At 71.2% G+C, this 17,462-nt stretch carries 10 protein-coding genes and 1 pseudogene; 3 read left to right on the top strand and 8 right to left on the bottom strand.

The window, feature by feature from the left end:
- Positions 1–9 precede the first annotated feature (9 nt).
- Together FB471_RS00900 and FB471_RS00895 are read left to right on the top strand one after the other, a co-directional pair.
- Entirely contained in the window at positions 10–438 is a 429-nt protein-coding gene (locus tag FB471_RS00900) for a hypothetical protein (protein ID WP_141995472.1), read from the top strand.
- The gene (locus FB471_RS00895) at positions 422–1,651 is read left to right on the top strand and encodes an iron-containing alcohol dehydrogenase (protein ID WP_141995471.1); all 1,230 of its coding nucleotides are present in this window, start codon (positions 422–424) and stop codon (positions 1,649–1,651) included. Before FB471_RS00900 ends, FB471_RS00895 begins: the two co-directional genes overlap by 17 nt.
- 86 nt (positions 1,652–1,737) lie before the next feature.
- On the opposite strand, the gene FB471_RS00890 is transcribed toward FB471_RS00895, so the two are convergent.
- The 3 genes from FB471_RS00890 to FB471_RS00880 form a co-directional block, all read right to left on the bottom strand.
- On the bottom strand, positions 1,738–2,925 hold the full coding sequence (locus tag FB471_RS00890) for a sensor histidine kinase (RefSeq protein WP_170220655.1): 1,188 nt from the start codon (positions 2,923–2,925) through the stop codon (positions 1,738–1,740).
- Positions 2,926–3,561: 636 nt separating this feature from the next.
- Positions 3,562–3,873 carry a hypothetical protein gene (locus FB471_RS00885; protein WP_211357915.1) on the bottom strand — a complete coding sequence of 104 codons (312 nt, stop codon included), beginning with the start codon at positions 3,871–3,873 and terminating at the stop codon, positions 3,562–3,564.
- A 198-nt stretch (positions 3,874–4,071) separates the two neighbouring features.
- Entirely contained in the window at positions 4,072–5,052 is a 981-nt protein-coding gene (locus FB471_RS00880; RefSeq protein WP_141995469.1) for an alpha/beta fold hydrolase, read from the bottom strand.
- A 124-nt stretch (positions 5,053–5,176) separates the two neighbouring features.
- Here FB471_RS00880 and FB471_RS00875 point away from each other — a divergent pair, with 124 nt between their 5' ends.
- Positions 5,177–6,127 (top strand): helix-turn-helix transcriptional regulator, encoded by a 951-nt coding sequence (locus FB471_RS00875; RefSeq protein ID WP_141995468.1) that lies wholly within the window; start codon positions 5,177–5,179, stop codon positions 6,125–6,127.
- A 194-nt stretch (positions 6,128–6,321) separates the two neighbouring features.
- Here FB471_RS00875 and FB471_RS00870 read toward each other — a convergent pair.
- The 5 genes and pseudogenes from FB471_RS00870 to FB471_RS00850 all read right to left on the bottom strand — a co-directional run.
- Positions 6,322–6,473, bottom strand: a pseudogene (locus tag FB471_RS00870) (IS256 family transposase); the annotation flags it as partial.
- Positions 6,474–6,996: 523 nt separating this feature from the next.
- Entirely contained in the window at positions 6,997–9,114 is a 2,118-nt protein-coding gene (locus FB471_RS00865) for an iron ABC transporter permease (RefSeq protein ID WP_141995467.1), read from the bottom strand.
- Positions 9,111–10,100: an ABC transporter substrate-binding protein gene (locus tag FB471_RS00860; protein ID WP_141995466.1), complete on the bottom strand. Its 990-nt coding sequence runs from the start codon at positions 10,098–10,100 to the stop codon at positions 9,111–9,113. Before FB471_RS00860 ends, FB471_RS00865 begins: the two co-directional genes overlap by 4 nt.
- 60 nt (positions 10,101–10,160) lie before the next feature.
- Positions 10,161–10,988, bottom strand: coding sequence for an ABC transporter ATP-binding protein (locus FB471_RS00855; RefSeq protein ID WP_142001450.1), 828 nt, complete (start codon positions 10,986–10,988; stop codon positions 10,161–10,163).
- Positions 10,989–11,081: 93 nt separating this feature from the next.
- Positions 11,082–17,462, bottom strand: coding sequence for a non-ribosomal peptide synthetase (locus FB471_RS00850; RefSeq protein WP_211357914.1), 6,381 nt, complete (start codon positions 17,460–17,462; stop codon positions 11,082–11,084).

Genomic DNA, 17,462 nt, shown 5'->3' with positions numbered 1-17,462 from the left:
GACTGGGAAGTGTTCATCATCGGTGCGCTGGCACTCGTCATGATCGGGCTGCTGCTGCGGAGGATGGGCAGGCGACCGGCAGCGCGACGGCTGACCTGCCACCGCCCGTCCCTGCGGATTCCCTCCGTCGGCTACTCCGGTCCGACGGAGGGAATCAATACCGATTTGCAAAACTGGAAGATCGGTTGGTCAAAGGTGTTCCTCGTGCTGTGTGCCACGGTCGTAGTGATCGCCGGCGCGTCGGTGACGACGCTGCCGGTGGACCTTCGCCGAGAGCTGGATATCGTACTGCTCGCCCTCGCCGGGTGCATCAGCGCGGTGCAGTGCACGGTCGCACCCGAGGAAATGCGGCAGGCCGGCGGCGTCCTGTTCGCGCGTACCCAAGGAATGTTCGGAACCTATTACCAGGCGGCGTCAGGATATGTACCGATCAGCTAACGAGGACACCATTCTGTGGCCGGGGCAGCGCACCAGTGTCCACGTGGGACGCGGTGCCTGGCGAGCCGCGATCGCGGACGCCGGTACCCGGACCCTGCTGGTACTGGACGCGAGTTTCGCGGCGGCCCGGTTCCCGCTCGTGGAAAGCATCCATAACGCGTTGGGACTACCCGCCGACCGAATCCAGGTGATCCAACCACCGGCGACGGTGGAGCGGGTCGAATCGCTCGCCGCGTTGATAGCGGCCACATCCGCCGACCGGGTGGTGGCGATCGGTGGCAGCGGCATCCTGGACACCACCAAACTCGCCTGCCAGCAGTACGCCGACCCGCGGACCCTGCCGACCGTGCGGGCCCGCGGCGCCCGGCACGGCCTGGTCGAGCTGCCAACCGCGACCGGCGGCCAACCACGGCGGATCCTCATCCCGACGACCATCGGATCGGCCGCCGAACTGCGCCCGTACGCGGTGGTCCGGCTACGCGGGCACCGGCGCCTCGTGCACGGACCGCAACTGCCACCGGAAACCGCGGTGCTGGACAGCATGTTCACCGCGTCCCTTCCCCGGCAGCTCCTGATCGAGGGGATATCCGCAGCCCTGCTGCGCTTCATCGGCCCCTGCACCGACGGCACGGTACGCGACACCCTGGCCGAGGCCGCGACGAAAGCCGCCATCCGCCTGCTGGTGACCTGCGGTATCGGTGCGCTCGACGGAGACTTCGGACCGGCCGAGCAGTTGCTCGCCGCGCGCGCGAACGCCGCGCGGGAACTGGGTCTGGTGTTTCGCCGGGACTCGCTGCACATCGACAAGTGCCGGGTGGTCGCCAGCGAACTGGCAACCCACCTCGGCGTGCACCCGGTAGCCGCGGTGGCGGCACTGCTGCCGGTTTGGTGGCGGCGCATCGAAGACGGGGACAGCCGGTTCGGCGACCGGGCGCGCCTGCATAAGGCCTGGCACTGGATTCACTCGGCAGGCCACGGCCGTTGGCCCGCCGACCCGAGCACCGGAATCGCCGAACTGACCCGCGACTGGGGACTCGACGGGCAATTCGACGGCGAGGACGACACCGCCGGCATCGTCGCGGCACGCACCATACGTTTCTGGGGCGGCAAGGGTTCCCCGTTCACCGGCATACCCGCCGACGACATCGGGCAACTGATCGGCGAATCACTGGGTGTCAGGTCCGCGGCGGGCCGAGCCGGACACGCCCGGTAAGGGTGGCCACCGGCCGTTGCGGAGCCACGAGAAGATTCGGTGCGAGCCATACCACCGGACGATCCGGCGCGCGGGCCGCGACCGGGTCATCCGGTGTCGGCCGGTCCTGCCGCGAGTGTGGCGGTCAGCCGGAACTGGCCGTCGGTGACCTCCGTGCCGCAAGTCCCGCCGATCCGCCGGACCCGCTCGGCGATACCGGCCAGCCCACGACCCGGTGCCGCGTCACCGCGTCCGGTGACCCCGTCATTCTCGATCAGGAACTCGAACCGGTCACCGGTCTGTACCAGCTCCAGCGTGCAGATCGTCGGCTCGCTGTGCCGCAGGATATTGGTCACCGATTCCCGCAGCACCCAGGCCAGGACATCGGCGGCGGGCCCGTCGGGATACTCGCCGATCCGCAACCGGCAGGCCGCGCCGCGCGACTCCAGCAACTCGACCGCGGCGGCCAATTCGGCATCCAGATCGGCCACCAGCGTCCCGTGCGCGATACCGCGCATTTCCTGCGACGCCCGGCGCGCCACCAGATGCGCGGCCCGGCTTTCCCGTTCCGCGCGTCCCGGGTCCGTGGTCGCCAGCCGCCCCGCCAGTTCAGTACGCATCATGATCGACACGAGATCCTGTCCAAGCCGGTCGTGCAGATCCTGGGATATCCGGTCTCGCTCCTGTGTCACGGTCAGCCATGCGATCTCGGCCTTGGCCTCGGCCAGTTGCGCCGCATGCACCGCAAGCCACGTCATCGAGCGCATCGCGATCCCGCCGACGAGATAGATGACGCAGTTTTGCACCGTGGTGGCCGTGTCCAGGCTGGCCGGGGCAGGTGGAGCCCACAGCCACAGCACCGCGAGGGCGAGCAGTTCGGTGCCGAGGTAGGCGACCCAACACCACGGATTGGTGATCAGGATGAGCAGCAGGACCCCGAACATGGAAATGTTGCCCAAGGGAAACAGCAGGTGATGGAACTCGATCATGAGTACGCACGCGACCACTGCGCTCGCCAGCAGCAGCGGCCAGGTCTGGCGTAGCGTCATCCCGGCCACCCGGAGCACCAGCCCGTACAGGCAGATCAGCAACTGCAACACGAGCAGCGTGGTATAGCCGATCGCCGCCAGGGCATGCCCGGAATACCCGGCGATCGTCGCTGCGCCGGGTATCAGGACCCCGGCCAGCACGAACGCGACGATGCCCGCGACGGCCAGTGGGAACGAGCGCCCGCCCGTGCGGGCAACGCGCCAGGCACGACGCGTCGCGGAGACCGCACGCGAGAAGCGACTCACCTGGTGCCCTCCCCTGTCGCACGACGAGCGGTGCCCGTGCCCGCGTACCAAGGGATATGTGGCACGGGCGGACATTGACCGTGCGGGAGGCGGACGGTCCCTGGGCAGGGCCGCTCCCGCTGCGGGGATGCTAACCCGCCGCACCAGCCGATACGATCCGCTACCACCTGTCCGGGTGATCCACTACCGCGTCGGGGTGATGCGCGGTACTCGATGTCCGCGGGACTCGTTCAGGCCGCGGCGAGCCCGCCGCCGACGCGGACCACGACTCCGTTCAGGTATTCGCCTTCCGGCGGCGCCACGTTAACGATCCACCAGGCGATCTTCTCCGGTTGCGCGATGCGGCGGACGCGCGCTCATATTCGCCGATCACGATGGCATCGAACCCGCGGTCCTGGTCGGCGAGCGCCGCCAGCACCGCAACTGCGCGAGCCAGGCGAGTGTGTTCCGCACCCAGTACAGCATGCACTTCGGCGACAGCCGGCCGGCGCCCCGGCCGCGCTCGCCGACCCGGTGGCGGGTTTCTCGTGGTACGCGCGCCAGGCCTCGTCCAAGCCCTCCTCCGGAATCGGCTCGCCGGTTGCGTCCCTGCCCCGGAGACGTTCGCGTCACGTGCGGACCTGTTGAGCAACGCGTTTACCGTGAACTCGGCGACGCGTACCCTTCGTCCAGGAACAGCGACCCGAGACGAGGTCCGCTCAGGGAGTGCAGTTCAGCCAGGGCCAGCGCGAGGGAGGCGAGGAACTTCTCGCCACCGGAAAGCCGGCTCGGGGTGTGGACGACGCCGCAGTTGCGGCTGACGACGTCGAAGTCCAGATCGGCGGCGGGATTGATCTGATCTTGTACCTCGCACTGTGCCGTGCGCTGGGCTTCGGCCTGGTTGCTGGCTTTCGCGCAGGCGGCGACGAGCGGCTGCGTGAGGTGGCGGCCCGGCGCGCGCTCGGTCACGACCTACAGCTGGGGTCTATCGCATGAATACGCATCCTGCGCATGGATGCAGCGAACAGGTGTTCGACTCCCGTTACCCGGGCCGAGTCCACGCTCGAACTCACGCACCATCGCCACCGCACGTTCCTTCAGTTCAACCGGGTACTTCTTCGCCTGTGCCACGCTGCTCATCCTTCCCAGGATCAACAGCCTCCAAGATCACCAGGGTGGTCCAGACCACTTACCGGACACGCCTTGGACGGCAGCCCGCTGGTCCAGCCACTTCAGAATCGCCTGGTTCGTTTCGTCCGGCTTTTCCTGCTGGATCCAGTGACCGCAGTCCAGGCTGGCCACTTCCACGTTAGGCACGAACTCTGTCAGTCGTTCAGACCTCAGGACCGCGTCACGGTCGCCGTAGATCATGAGCGCGGGCTGCCGGATGACCGGGTCCACGTCGGCCAGCAGACGCCAGTTGCGGTCGAGGTTCCGGTACCAGTTGATACTGCTCGTGAAGCCTGTCGACTCGAAGGCGGAGACGAAGACGGCCAGCTCGCTGTCGCTCATGACGGGCTCGCCGAGGGGTGTCTCCGCCCTGGCGAGATCGATCATCGCCATACCCGGCTGAGGCGGTTTCGGGGGCTCGTTCTTCCGGAAGATGTTGCGCAGGAACTGGGCCGTGTGCTCGTCGAGCACGGCGTCTGCGACGCCCGGCTGCCGGTTGAAGTGGACGAAGTAGAAGTCGGCGCCGAGCACGGCCTCCATGAACTCGATCCAGGGCATCTCTCCGCGCTCTTGGTAGGGCAGGCTCAGCGCTACCACGCCGTTCACCCGGTTCGGATGAAGCAGGGTCAAGCCCCAGACGACGAATGCGCCCCAGTCATGGCCGACGAAGGTGGCGTCCTCGTGGCCGTAGTGATCGAGGAGTGCGACGAGGTCATCCGACAGGTGCTCGATGTCGTAGTCCGTCACTTCGGTAGGACGGGACGAGTTGCCGTAGCCCCGCTGGTTCGGGACGATGACGTGGTAGCCCGCCGCGGCCAAGGCCAGCACTTGGTGGCGCCAGGAAAAGGCATGCTCCGGCCAGCCGTGACAGAGCACGATGGGCTTTCCTGCATTCTCCCGGCCCGCTTCGAAGACCTCGAGTTCCACGCCGTTGACGGAGACAAGGGTGGGTTCGGGAAAGTCGGTCGGATTGAACATTGCATTTCCTCTCTGTCGTTTGGGGCGTCCGCGTCGGCGCGGCCGACGGCCGATGGTCATGTCGCCATCGTGCCGGCCGAAACAGGTCACCCCATGACCGGTTTCCTGTGGGAGTGTTGGCGGTGTGCGAGCCGACCGGCTGATGGCCATCCTTCTGCTGCTGCAACAGCACGAGCAGCTAACGGCAGCGGACGTCGCCCGGGAGCTGGAGGTGTCCGAGCGCACCGCCCGCCGTGACTTTGATGCCCTGGCCATGGCTGGCGTGCCCGTCTACTCCATACAGGGCCGGGGCGGCGGCTGGCGCCTCGTGGGCGGCGCCCGCACCGACCTGTCCGGGCTGACCGCGAGTGAGGCCCGCGCCCTGTTCCTGGTCGCCGGCCCGGCCTCGGCTGCGACGCCGGCCGTGAAAGCAGCGCTGCGCAAGCTTGTCCGTGCCCTGCCGGAGCCTTTCCGGGTGCAGGCCGAGGCGGCGGCGTCGTCGTTGGTCATGGACCCGCAACGGTGGGGGTCGGGCCGGGTCGAGCACCGGCCGCCGCCTCGCTTCCTCGACGAGCTCCAGGACGCGGTGATCCGCGGCGTCCAGGTGCGGCTCGGCTACGTCGACAGCAACGGCGCCGAAACCGAGAGAACCATCCACCCGCTGGGCATCGTCGCCAAAGGCCCGTCGTGGTACCTGGTCTGCAACACCGACGCAGGCCGGCGGACCTTCCGGATCGACCGCGTGTCGTCCGCCGACCCGACCGGCGATCCCGTGCACCGACCCGACGAATTCGACCTCGCCGAGAGCTGGCGCGAGATCGCCGACGAGGTCGAGCGCAGGCGGACGCCCCTCGAGATCCAGGCGACCTGCACACCCGACGGGATAGCCCGGCTCCGGATGGTGCTCGGCGACCGGCTCGAGGTCGGACGCTCCACGACCGACGACCGCATCGAGGTCGTGATCCGCGGCTACAACGAGTACGCGCTCGCCGGCGAGCTTGCCGGGCTGGTCGAATGGCTCGACGTGACCGGCCCTACGGGTGTACGAAACCGCCTGGCCTCGATCGGCAACGCACTCGTCGAACGGTACGGTTGAGACCGGCCCGTCGCCGATCTTCTACGGCGCGTTTGGTAGGTGGGTCGGAGCGAGGCGACGCCTGCCTCCGCCGCAGCCCGGCAGCCACTTGCCAAACACGCCATAGCGGAGGAACTGTTGACTAGGCATCCGTTCACCACGCAGCCCATCCAAGACCGGGTCTGCAACGGAAACGGTGGGTTCGGCGTTGCTGGTTAGCACTTCTGCGCGCTCGGCCAACGGTCACCGAACGTGGTCGCGAACGCGTTGAGCGCGGGCTTCGTGCGCATCGTCCACCTCGTCTTGCCCTTGCCGGTCGGGTCGAGCGAGCGGGGGTGACCAGGTACAAGCACTTTAACGCAGCGCGAGTTCATGGGGTTAGCGCAACACCTCGTTTGATGTGAGGTGTTGATGATGGGTCGTCCTGCGTTGCCGCAGCAGGTTCAGCGGGAGTTCTGGTCCAGGATGCGGACGGGGGTCGTACTCGATGATGCGGCGGCTGCTGTCGGCGCGTCGAAGACCGTGGCGTGGCGATGGTTCCGTGAGGCTGGGGGCGTGATGCCACGAGAACGCCCCGGCGCAGCTGAAGCGGGATGCGATCAAGAACGAGATCCTGCGTGTGCACGACATGCCACTCCTGCGCCTGCCGACCACGGGCAGCGGCGAGCAGCAACGCATCCGGGACGCGGTGACCAGGGCTGAATCCCACTGGGCTCGTCGCTCGGCCCCGTGACCGGGTCAGGAACCGGGCGGCGCGGCCGTCGAGCCGCGCGGGACGAACCGACGTGCCATCGATCACGGTGCGGGCGGCGTCGTAGGTGGTCCGGGCGCGCCACGACGTCGCCACGGCCGGCCCGGTCCCCCGCCAGGCCGACCCGCCCTGCGGCCGGTCACCTCAGCCGGGTGCGCCAGAGCAGCCAGATGAAGTACGGGGTGCCGATGAGCGCGGTGAGGAGTCCGGCGGGGATCTGGGCCGGCGCGATGACGGTGCGGCCGACGGTGTCGGCGGCCGAGACGAGCAGGGCGCCGAGGAGGGCGGCCACCGGCAGGATCCTGGTGTGCCGGGCACCCACGAGGGCACGGGTGAGGTGCGGCGCGACGAGGCCGACGAACCCGATGACGCCAACGGCGGAGACGGCGGTGGCGGTGAGCAGCGCCGCGGCGGTGAGCGCCACGAGGCGGGCCGGCTCGAGCCGGACACCGAGGATGCGCGGGGTGTCGTCGTCGAGGGTCAGCAGGTCGAGTTCGCGGCGGGCGGCCACGATGACCGGCGTGAGCACGAGCAGCGCGAGGGCGACCGGCAGGATCTGCTCGGCGGTGCGGCCGTAGGTGGAACCGGACAGCCAGGTGAGGGCCTTGGCGGTGTTCCACGGGTCGAAGGCGACGATCAGGAAGGTGGTGACGGCGTTGGCGCCCATCCAGGTACCGATGCCGATGAGGACGAGCCGGTCGGAGTTGAGGCCACCCCGCCAGGACAGGCCGTAGACGACCGCGAAGGTGATCAGTGCCGCGGTCCCGGCGACGCCGGTCATGGTCCAGGTGCCCACGCCGGGAAGGAACGTGATGAGGGCGACGGCGCCGACGCCGGCGCCCGCGGTGATGCCGATGATGCCGGGTTCGGCAAGCGGGTTGCGGCAGACGGCTTGCACGGTGCTGCCGGCGACGGCGAGCGCGGCCCCGGCGAGCAGGGCACCGAGGACGCGCGGGTATCGCTGGTCGAGCACGAAGGTCAGTGCGGTTCCGGTGCGATCGGCCAGCCAGTTGGCGAGGTCGCCGGTAAGCACCATGGTGTCGCCGAGCAGCATCCCGGCGATCAGGGCCGCGCCGACCAGCACCACGCAGCCGGCGAGGACGGCCAGGTGGCCGCGGGTGGACCGGAGTGCGCCGACGTGACCGGTGGGTGGCTGCCGGGTGGGGCCGGAGTCGCGCAGGCGCCGGGCCAGCCACACCAGCACGACGGCGCCGAGGATGGTGGTGACGACCCCGGTGGGGATGTCCACTCCCGCCTGCCCGCCCAACGCGGCCCGGACGGCGATATCGGCGGCGAGCACGATCAGCACCCCGGTCAGGCCGGCAAGGGGGAACAGCAGCCGGTGCCGGGCGAGGCCGGGGACGCGGGTGGCGACGAGCCGGGCGATGGCCGGGGCGGACAGGCCGACGAAGCCGAGCGGCCCGACCAGGGTCACCGCCGCGGCGGCCAGGAGCACGGCGAGTAGCACCGCGGTCAGGCGGGTGCGGGCCACCGGGACGCCGGTGACGGCCGCGGGGTCATCGCCGAGCGCGAGAATGTCCAGCCGGTGCCCGAGCAGCCAGCAGCCGAGGATGCCCAGCGCGATGACCGGGGCCAGCCGCAGCACGGCGGAGAGGTCGGTCTGCACAAGGGAACCGTTGCCCCAGGCGAACAGGCCGTGCGTTTCCTCCTCGTAGAGCAGCAGGAACAGGAAGGTGAGCGACTGCAGCGCGAGCATGATCGCGGTGCCGGCGAGGATGAGCCGGGTGGGGCCGGTGGCACCACCGGCGGACAGCAGCAGGACGAGCCCCGCCGCGACCAACCCGCCGAGGAACGCGGTCCCGAGCGCGGCGAGCCCGCCGAGGAACCCGGTGCCCGCAACCGCAAGGCCGAAGGCCGCGGACAGCACGACGGCCAGGTGGGCACCGGCGTTGACCGCGAGGGTGTCCGGCGAGGCGAGCGGGTTACGGGCGATGGATTGCAGTGCCGCACCCGCGACGCCGAGGGCGATGCCGACCAGGACGGCGGCGAGCATCCGCGGCAGCCGGGAGGCGACCAGCACGTCCGCGGCGTGCTGGTCGCCGGCGCCGATGAGCAGTCGCAGCAGGTCACCGACGTCCACCGTGGAGGTGCCCTGGGTGAGGTGGACGGCCGCGAGCAGCAGCACCGCGGTCCCGGCCACCAGGTACACGCCGGTGACCCGGATCGGCCGCGTCGGCGGCGACGCCGGGGCGCCCGCCGTGGACGCCCCGGTCGCCGGGGGAAGGGTGCGGGTCACGAGGTGTAGATGCGGACGATCTCGTCGGCGTACTGCTCGCAGGACTTCGGCCCGCCGAAGGTCCAGATGCCGTCGGTCACCCTGTGCACCCTGCCGTCCTCGACGAACGGCAGCGAGGTCCAGATCCGGTTGTCCGCCAACCCGTCGGCGAAGACGTCGGTGCCGTCCGAGGCGTTGTAGAGGAACCGCACGTCGTCACCCTCGATGGTGGTCAGACCCTCCACATCGGTCTGGCCCAGCCCCCACACCTCGTCGACCTCACCCTGCCAGGCGTTTGTCAGCCCGAGCTGGATCGCCACCTGGGACACCAGCGCGCCCTCGCCGAACGGGCGGATGGAGATCGCGTTGCCGTCCTGCCAGCCGTCGGCCATGACGAACGACTGCCCGGCGGCGCCCGCTGCGGCGATCTTCTGCTTGCCCTCGGCGAGCGCGGCGTCGAAGTCGGCGAGTATCCGCTTCGCCTCGGCGTCCTTGCCGACCGCGGTGGCGATCATGGTGAAGTCGTCGCGCATCCGCTCCAGGTTGTCCGAGGCGTCGCTGCCCGTCGTGACCAGGACGGGGACGAACTCCTCCAACTGCTCGACGAGGTTGGACTCGCGGGTCTCCTCCAGCACGACGAGGTCGGGGTCCAGCGCGACCACGGAGTCGACGCTGGGCTCGGCGCGGGTGCCGACGTCCACCACCGAGTCGTCGAGCTGCTCGGACGTGACCCAGGTGCCGTAGCCCTCGGTATCCGCGACTCCGACCGGCATCACGCCCAGCGTCACCAGCATCTCGGCCTCACCCCATTCCAGGGCGACGACCTTGCTCGCCGGGGCGTCGAGCGTGATCTCCTTGCCACGGCTGTCGGTCACGGTCACCGGACCACCTGCGGCCTGCTCGTCGGCGGCACCCGCGTCGGTGCCGCCGGGGTTCTCGGTCGTTCCGCACGCGCTGAGCGTGACGGCGGCCAACGCCACGAGGGCGGCAAAGCGGTGTCGAATCATCGTTTCCCTATCGGTCTTGGTCGTGGTGCGTGGTGGTGGGCCTGCGGATCGCGCTGCCCGTTATCGCGTCAGCTCGCGAAGTCGATGGGTGTGCCGGCCGACGGGGCGGGTGGTGATCGCGCCGGTGCCGGGATCGCGGGACACCTCGATCCGAATGCCGTACGTCTCGGTCAGATGCGGTTCGGTGAGCACCTCGGCCGGATCCCCCGCGGCACGAACGCGCCCGTCCTGCAGCAGGACGACCTCGTCGGCCACCTGGGCTGCGTGGTCGAGGTCGTGCAACACCACTCCGACGGCGACCGCGTGCTCGTCGGCGAGATCCCGGATCAGGTCGAGCATCTCCACCTGGTAGCGCAGATCGAGGAAGGTGGTGGGTTCGTCCAGCAGCAGCACGCCGGTGTCCTGGGCAAGGCAGCTGGCCAGCCAGACGCGTTGCCGCTCTCCCCCGGACAACTCGTCCACCGGGCGATCGGCCATGCCGGTGATCCCGGTCACCTCCATCGCGTGCGCGATCGCCCCGGGGCCGCCCTGGTCGTCCGCGCGCCACCGGCTCCGGTACGGGTGCCGACCGTAGCCCACGACATCACGTACCAGGACCCCGCTCGGGGTGGGGCGGCTCTGCGCCAGCAGCGTGACCTGGCGGGCGAACTGCTTCGAGGTCAACGCCCGCGCCGGCGTGCCGTCGCCGAACACCACGTCACCGCCGGTTGGCCGGTGCAACCGCACCAGCGCCCGCAACAGCGTGGACTTGCCGCTGCCGTTCGGCCCGACCAGCGCGGTGACCACCCCCGAACGCAGGTGAATCGAGGCGGCGTGCACGACCGGGATGCCGCGGTAGCCGACGTCGAGGTCACGCCCTTCGAGCCCGGCGTCCGCGCCGTCCACCATGTCATCCACGCGCAGCAAGATAGCCTAACCTAAGTCAGGAACCAAATGCGCCCACCGGACGCCGCCCACCCCGTGCCGGCGTACGCGGTCGGTTTACACGGCGCCTTCCTCGAGATCCTCGGCGGGCACCGCCCGCTCGGCGAGGGTCCTGGCGAGCGCTTCGACGGTCGGCGCGGCGAAGAATCCACGCAACGGCACGACCACACCGAAACGCTGCGCAAGGGTCTCGATCAGCCGGGTGGCGCGCAGGCTGTCCCCGCCGAGGGTGAAGAAGTTGTCGGTACGCCCGACCGCCTCCAGCCCCAGCAGCTCGGTGCAGAGCGCGCCGACGGACTCCTCCCAGTGATCGCGCGGCGCCTGCGCCCCGACCGCCGGACCTTCCGGTTCCGCCAGCCGCGCCACCGCGGCCCGATCGAGCTTCCCGTTGGCGGTGAGGGGCAGCGTGGGCAACACCACGAGCCGTTCCGGCCGCATGTGCTCCGGCAGCAGCGACTCCGCATGCGCCGCAACCGCATCAGTATCCACATCGGACTTGTCAGGGACGGCGGCGGCGACAAGGCGACGATCGGGCGGCGCGGTCACCGCCGCGACCGCGTGCGCGACCCCGGGCGCGTCCCGTAGCGCGGCCTCGATCTCGCCCAGCTCGATCCGGTGGCCGCGGATCTTCACCTGCGCGTCGGCGCGGCCGAGGAACTCCAGCGTGCCGTCCGGCCAGTACCGGCCGAGGTCGCCGGTGCGGTACCAGCGCACGCCGCCGGTGACGAGGAACCGCTCCGCCGTCAACTCGGGCGCGCCGCGGTAGCCACGCGCCACGCCCGCGCCGCCGATCCACAACTCGCCGGGCACCCAGTCCGGGCAGTCGCGGCCCACCGTGTCCACCACCCGGAACCGCTGGTTGCGCAGCGGGTGCCCGTACGGCACCGAAGACCAGGCCGGATCGACCCGATCGACCTCGAGGACGTTGGACCAAATCGCGGCCTCGGTCGCGCCGCCGAGCGCTACGAACCGGCATCCCGGACTCACCTCGGCAAGGCGGGCGGGCAGGTCGAGGCCCACCCAGTCACCGGAGAGCAGCGCCAGCCGCAGCGCGGGCAGCGGCCCGGCGTTCTCCGCCACCACCAGCAGCATGTCCAGCAGCGCCGGTACCGTGTTCCAGATCGTCACCCCGTTCCTGGCCACCAGTTCCGCCCAGCGGCGCGCGTCCCGCCGGTCCTCCTCGGTGATCGTGACCACGGCGCCACCGGCCGCGAGCAGGCCGAAGATGTCGTAGACGGACAGGTCGAAGTCCAGTGCGGACACCGCGAGCACCCGGTCATCGGCACCCACGCCGAACCGCTCGTTGATATCGGCGATCGTGTTGACCGCCGCGGCGTGCGTGATCTCCACTCCCTTCGGCTCACCGGTCGAGCCGGACGTGAAGATCACATACGCCTGCTCCGCAGGATCGCCTGCGACCGGCTCGGTCAGTGGCTCCACGCCGAACGCTCCGGCCAGGTCGTCGAGGACGTGCCGCACCCCGGCCGTGCGCAGGATGCGCTCGCGGCGCGCCCGCGGTTGATCGACACCGAGGGGAACGTACGCGCAGCCCGCCGCGAGCACGCCGAGCACGGCCACGATCTGGTCCGGCCCCTTGGGCAGGGACACGGCAACGAGATCCCCCGGCTCAGCGCCGCGCGCCCGCACCGCAGCGGCCACCCGCAGCGCCCGCTGGGCCAGCTCGCCGTAGCTGAGCTCGCCGCCGTCGAACCGCACGGCAATCCGGTCGGGCCGCTCGGCCGCGTTGCGGAAGAACGCCGCGTGCAGCGGCTCCTCCGGCGCCACCCCGCCGGTCGTGTTCACGGACTCGCGGATCGCGCGCTGCGGTCCCGGTAGCAGGTCGGGCACGGCCGCCGACCATGCGGCACCGGCCAGCCAGTCCAGCAACCTCAGGTACGCCTCGAACATCGCGTCCAGCACACCGGCGGGGAACAGCTCGTCCACCGCGTCCCAGTTGAGCTGGATGCCACCGTCCACCTCGGTGACCTGGTGGTCGAGCCACACCTGCGGGGTCTGCGAGACACCCCACGCCGGCGCGCCGAGCAGGGCGTCCCCGGCCGGACCGCCCGGGGTCACGCCGAGCGCGCTGGTGAACACCACGGGCATGGTCGCCTCCGGGTCACCCGTGACGCGCGCCAGCTCCCGCAGCACCCACACGGTTGAGACGTCCCGGTGGTCGAGCGCGCCCCACAGCTCCTCCTGCACCTGCCGCGCGCGGTCGAGCCAGCTCCGGCCCGCCCCGGCCCGGCAGGCCACGAGCAGCAGCGAGGTGAAGTCGCCGAGCACGTTGTTGATGTCCGGGTGCACCTCCTTGCGGTCGAACAGCGTGATGTTCAGCGTCAGCTCGGCGCTCGCGCTCCACCGGCCGAGCACCTCGGCGAACGCGGCGAGCAGTACCGCCGACGGCGTCAGCCCGTGCTCCCTGGCGCGCTCGGTGATGGCCGCCCAGCGGCTCGCCTCGATGGTCGCGGCCCGCCTGCTGAACCGGGGCCGCACGACCTCGGCGGGGTCCTTGGCCAGCGGCAGCCGCGGCGCGGGTGGCAGCTCCGGCAGGCGGTCGGTCCAGTACCGCTGGGCCGCGGCGAGCGCGCAGGGCTCCGGCTCGGCGCCGAGCACGTAGTCCCGGAAGGACACGTCCACCGGTGGCAGCGTCGCCTCCGGGTCGGCGTAGAGCGCGCCGAGCTCGGCGTAGAGGATGAGGATGCTCAGCGCGTCCAGGATGAGGTTGTCCACGCCGATGGCCAGCCGGGCCCGCTCCCCGCACCGCGCGGCCCTGATCGCGAACAGCGGCCAGCGCTCCGGGTCGAACACGGTGTGCGACATCGACTCGCGCAGCGCGCCCGCGTCCTCGGTGACCTCGATGCGGTACCACGGCACCTCGGGGAGGATGCGCTGATCGCCGCTGCCGTCGAAGACCGCGCGGAGCATCTCGTGCCGCCGGATGAGCTGGTTGACCGCCTCCTCGAGCCGGGCGATGTCCAGCCCGTCAAGGTCGTACTCGCGGTAGAAGTGGCAGCCGATCCCGCCGAGGGTGAATCGCTCGTCCCGGCCCAGCCAGTAGGCGCGCTGCACGTCGGTGGGCGGGAACGGCCGGTGCCGGTTGTCCGGGTCGGACGGCAGGAGGGTGGCCGCGCGTTCCGGCTCGGCGAGGGTGAGCGTCGCGGCGAAGTCGGCGAGCACGGGGTACGTGAACAGGCCGTGCAGCGACACGCCGGAAAGGCCGTCGGCGCGAAGCCTGCCGACCAGCCGGGTGGCCAGCAGCGAGTCCCCGCCGAGGGTGAAGAAGTCGTGCTCCCGGCCGACGGCGGCGGCCCCCACGAGGTCCGCCCACGCGGCGGCGACGCGGCGCTCGACCGGTCCCTCGGGCGGGGTCACCTCCTCGCGCGTGCCGCCGTCGTGCTCGGTCACGGTGCGGCGCAGGGTCGCCCGGTCGATCTTGCCGTTCGGAGTGAGCGGCAGCGAGGGCAGGACCGCGATGGTGTCCGGCAGCATGGGCGAGGGTAGCCGCTCTCGAAGGAACTCCCGCAATCCCGCCGCCTCGCCGGTCGCGGTGATCGCCGCGCCGAGCCGGCCGTGCTCGGTCACCACGGCCACGCCGTGCGCGACGGCGGGGTGCGCGGTCAGCGCGGCCTCGATCTCGCCGAGTTCGACGCGGTGGCCCCGGACCTTGACCTGCGCGTCGGCGCGGCCAAGGAACTCCAGCACCCCAGCCGGGGTGTACCGGGCGCGGTCGCCGGTGCGGTACCAGCGCAGGCCGTCGCGCTCGACGAACTTCTCGGCAGTCCGGTCGGGCTCGCCCCGGTAGCCACGGGCGACGCCGGCGCCCCCGATCCACAGCTCGCCGGGTACCCAGTCTGGGCGGTCCCGGCCGAGCTGGTCGACCACGCGGCAGGCGACGTTGCCGAGCGGGGTCCCGTACGGAACCGCTGTCCACTGTGGATCAACCGTGGCCACCTCGCACACGGTGGAGTGGATCGCGGTCTCCGTGGTGCCGCCGAGTGCCACGAACCGGCAACCCGGTGCGCGTTCGGCGAGCCTGCCCGGCAGGTCGACGGTCACCCAGTCGCCGCCGAGCAGCACCACCCGCAGCGGGAGGTCCGCGCCCGGCTCGGTGACGGTCAGCAGCATGTCCAGCAGCGCGGGCACGCAGTTGAGCACGGTGGCGCGATGCCGCCGGAGCAGCTCGGCCCAGGCATCGGCGTCGCGCCGCCCGCGCTCGCCCGGGCAGATCACGGCCCCGCCCACCGAGAGCGGCCCGAAGATGTCGTAGACGGAAAGGTCGAACTCCAGCGCGGACAGCGCGAGAGTTCGGTCACCCGCGCCGATGCCGAACCGGTCATCGAGGTCGGCGACCGTGTTCATGGCGGCGGCGTGGGTCACCTCGACCCCCTTGGGGTCCCCGGTCGAGCCCGAGGTGTAGAGCACGTAGGCCAGCGCCGAGTGCTCCCCTGCGACCGGGGCGTCGAGCGGGTCTGCGGCGGCGGCCTCGGCCAGGTCGTCGAGCACCAGGCGGACGTCGGCGGTGCGCAGGATCCGCTCGCGCCGGGCCCGCGGCTGGTCGACGCCCAGCGGCAGGTACGCGGCACCGGCCGCGAGCACACCCAGCACGGCGACGATCTGCTCCGGGCCCTTCGGCAGGGAGACGGCGACCACGTCACCTGGTCCGGCGCCGTGGGCGCGCACGTGTCCCGCCACCGCGAGCGCTCGCGCGGCCAGCTCGCCGTAGCTGAGCTCGCCATCGCGGTCCCACAGCAGAGCGGGCGCGCCGGGATTCCGCGCGGTGCGGGCGAAGAAGCCGTCGTGCAGGCGCCGTGGCTGCCGGCTGACGGCGGTGTCGTTGACGGCGGCGCGCACGGCCAGCTGCCCGGCGGGGACGAGCGGTGGCACCGGCTCGGACCACGCGCGCTCACCCGCGAGCAGCCGGTCGAGCAGGTCGCTGTAGGCGGCGAACATCGCCTCCGGCACGCCGGGATGGAAGGCGTCCTCGCGGATGTCCCAGTTGACCAGCAGGCCGCCGTCCAGCTCGGTGACCTGCGCGTCCAGCCACACCTGGGGACCCTGCGAGATGATCCACACCGCGTCACCGAAGGTGTGGCGAACCTCGCGGGCGAACAGCTCGCCGAGTCCCAGCGCACTGGTGTAGACCACAGGCGCGAGCACCCGCTCGCCGTGCAGTCGCGAGAGGTCGCGCAGCACCTCGACACCGGAGTACCCGGCCCGCGCGACATCGGTGTGGAAGCGCTCCTGCAGGCCCGCCGCGCGCTCGGCGAACGTGCCTGGCCGGGCGCCGTCCCATTCCAGCAGCACCGACGAGGTGAAGTCGCCGACCAGCGCGTCCACATCGGGATGCCGGGATTCCCGGTCGAATAGGGGCAGGTTCAGCAGGAAGCGCGGCTCGGCGCTCCACGCGGTCAGGGTCTCGGCGAACACACCGGCCAGCGCCATCGCGGTGGTGAGCCCGTGCCGCCGCGCCAGCCGTTCCAGCTCGCGCACCTGGCGGGGGTCGAGCCGGCGGTGCCGCCTGGTCACCGTTGCCGCGTCCACTTCGGACACGTGACCGGCCGCGGGAAGCCGTGGCGCGCCGGGTAGTTCGGGCAGCCGTCGTCGCCAGTACTCCCGCTCGGCCGGGTCGCGCGGGGCGCTCGCCCGCTCGGCGAGGTAGCGCGGGTAGCTGTAGGTCAGCGGCGGCAGGGACTCTCCCGCGTACGCCGTGGCGAGATCGGCGAGCAGGACCCGCAGGCTGAGCGCGTCGGCCGCGACCATGTCGAGGTTGACGTGCACGCGGGTGCCGCGCTCCCGCAGCTCGTCCGGCAGCAGGGTGAGCTGGACGTCGAACACCTCCCCGGCGCCGATGTCCATGCCCCGGTGGGACAACCGCTCCCGCAGCTCGTCGAGTGTGGACCGTGCGGCGTGCGCGGGATGTGCGCGCAGGTCGTGCACACGCAGCCCCGGCCACGGGCTCTCCGAGAGGATGCGCTGGGTGCCGTCGTCGAGAACCCGCGCTCGGAGCATGCCATGCCTGGCGAGCACGGCCCGCACCGCACGGTCCAGCCGTTCGGGATCCACCCCGGTGCCGTCGAACTCGTGGTAGAAGTGCGCGGCGACGCCGCCGAGCTGCTGGCCGGGAGCGCGGCCGACCCAGTAGGCATGCTGCATGAGCGCGAGCGGGAACGGGGCCGTCTCGTCCACGCTGACCACCGCCGGGGCTTCGTGCTCGGCGATGCCGCCGCCGAGCAGGTCTCGCCAGGCGGCGACGGTCGGCGTGGCGACGAGATCGGCGAACCGGACCGTGGCGCCCGCCTTCCGCCAGGCCCCGGCCAGGCGCATCATCGTGATCGAGTCCATGCCGAGCTCGATCAGGTTGTCCTCGGCGCCGATCGCGTCCGGGGGCAGTTCGAGCGCGTCAGCCACCGCGGCCGTGACGTCGAGTAGGGACAC

Origin of the sequence: Amycolatopsis cihanbeyliensis (genome assembly GCF_006715045.1) — a bacterium.
GTDB lineage: Bacteria > Actinomycetota > Actinomycetes > Mycobacteriales > Pseudonocardiaceae > Amycolatopsis > Amycolatopsis cihanbeyliensis.
Note: the sequence above shows the minus strand (reverse complement) of the source record. Positions and strands in the feature narration are given on the sequence as shown.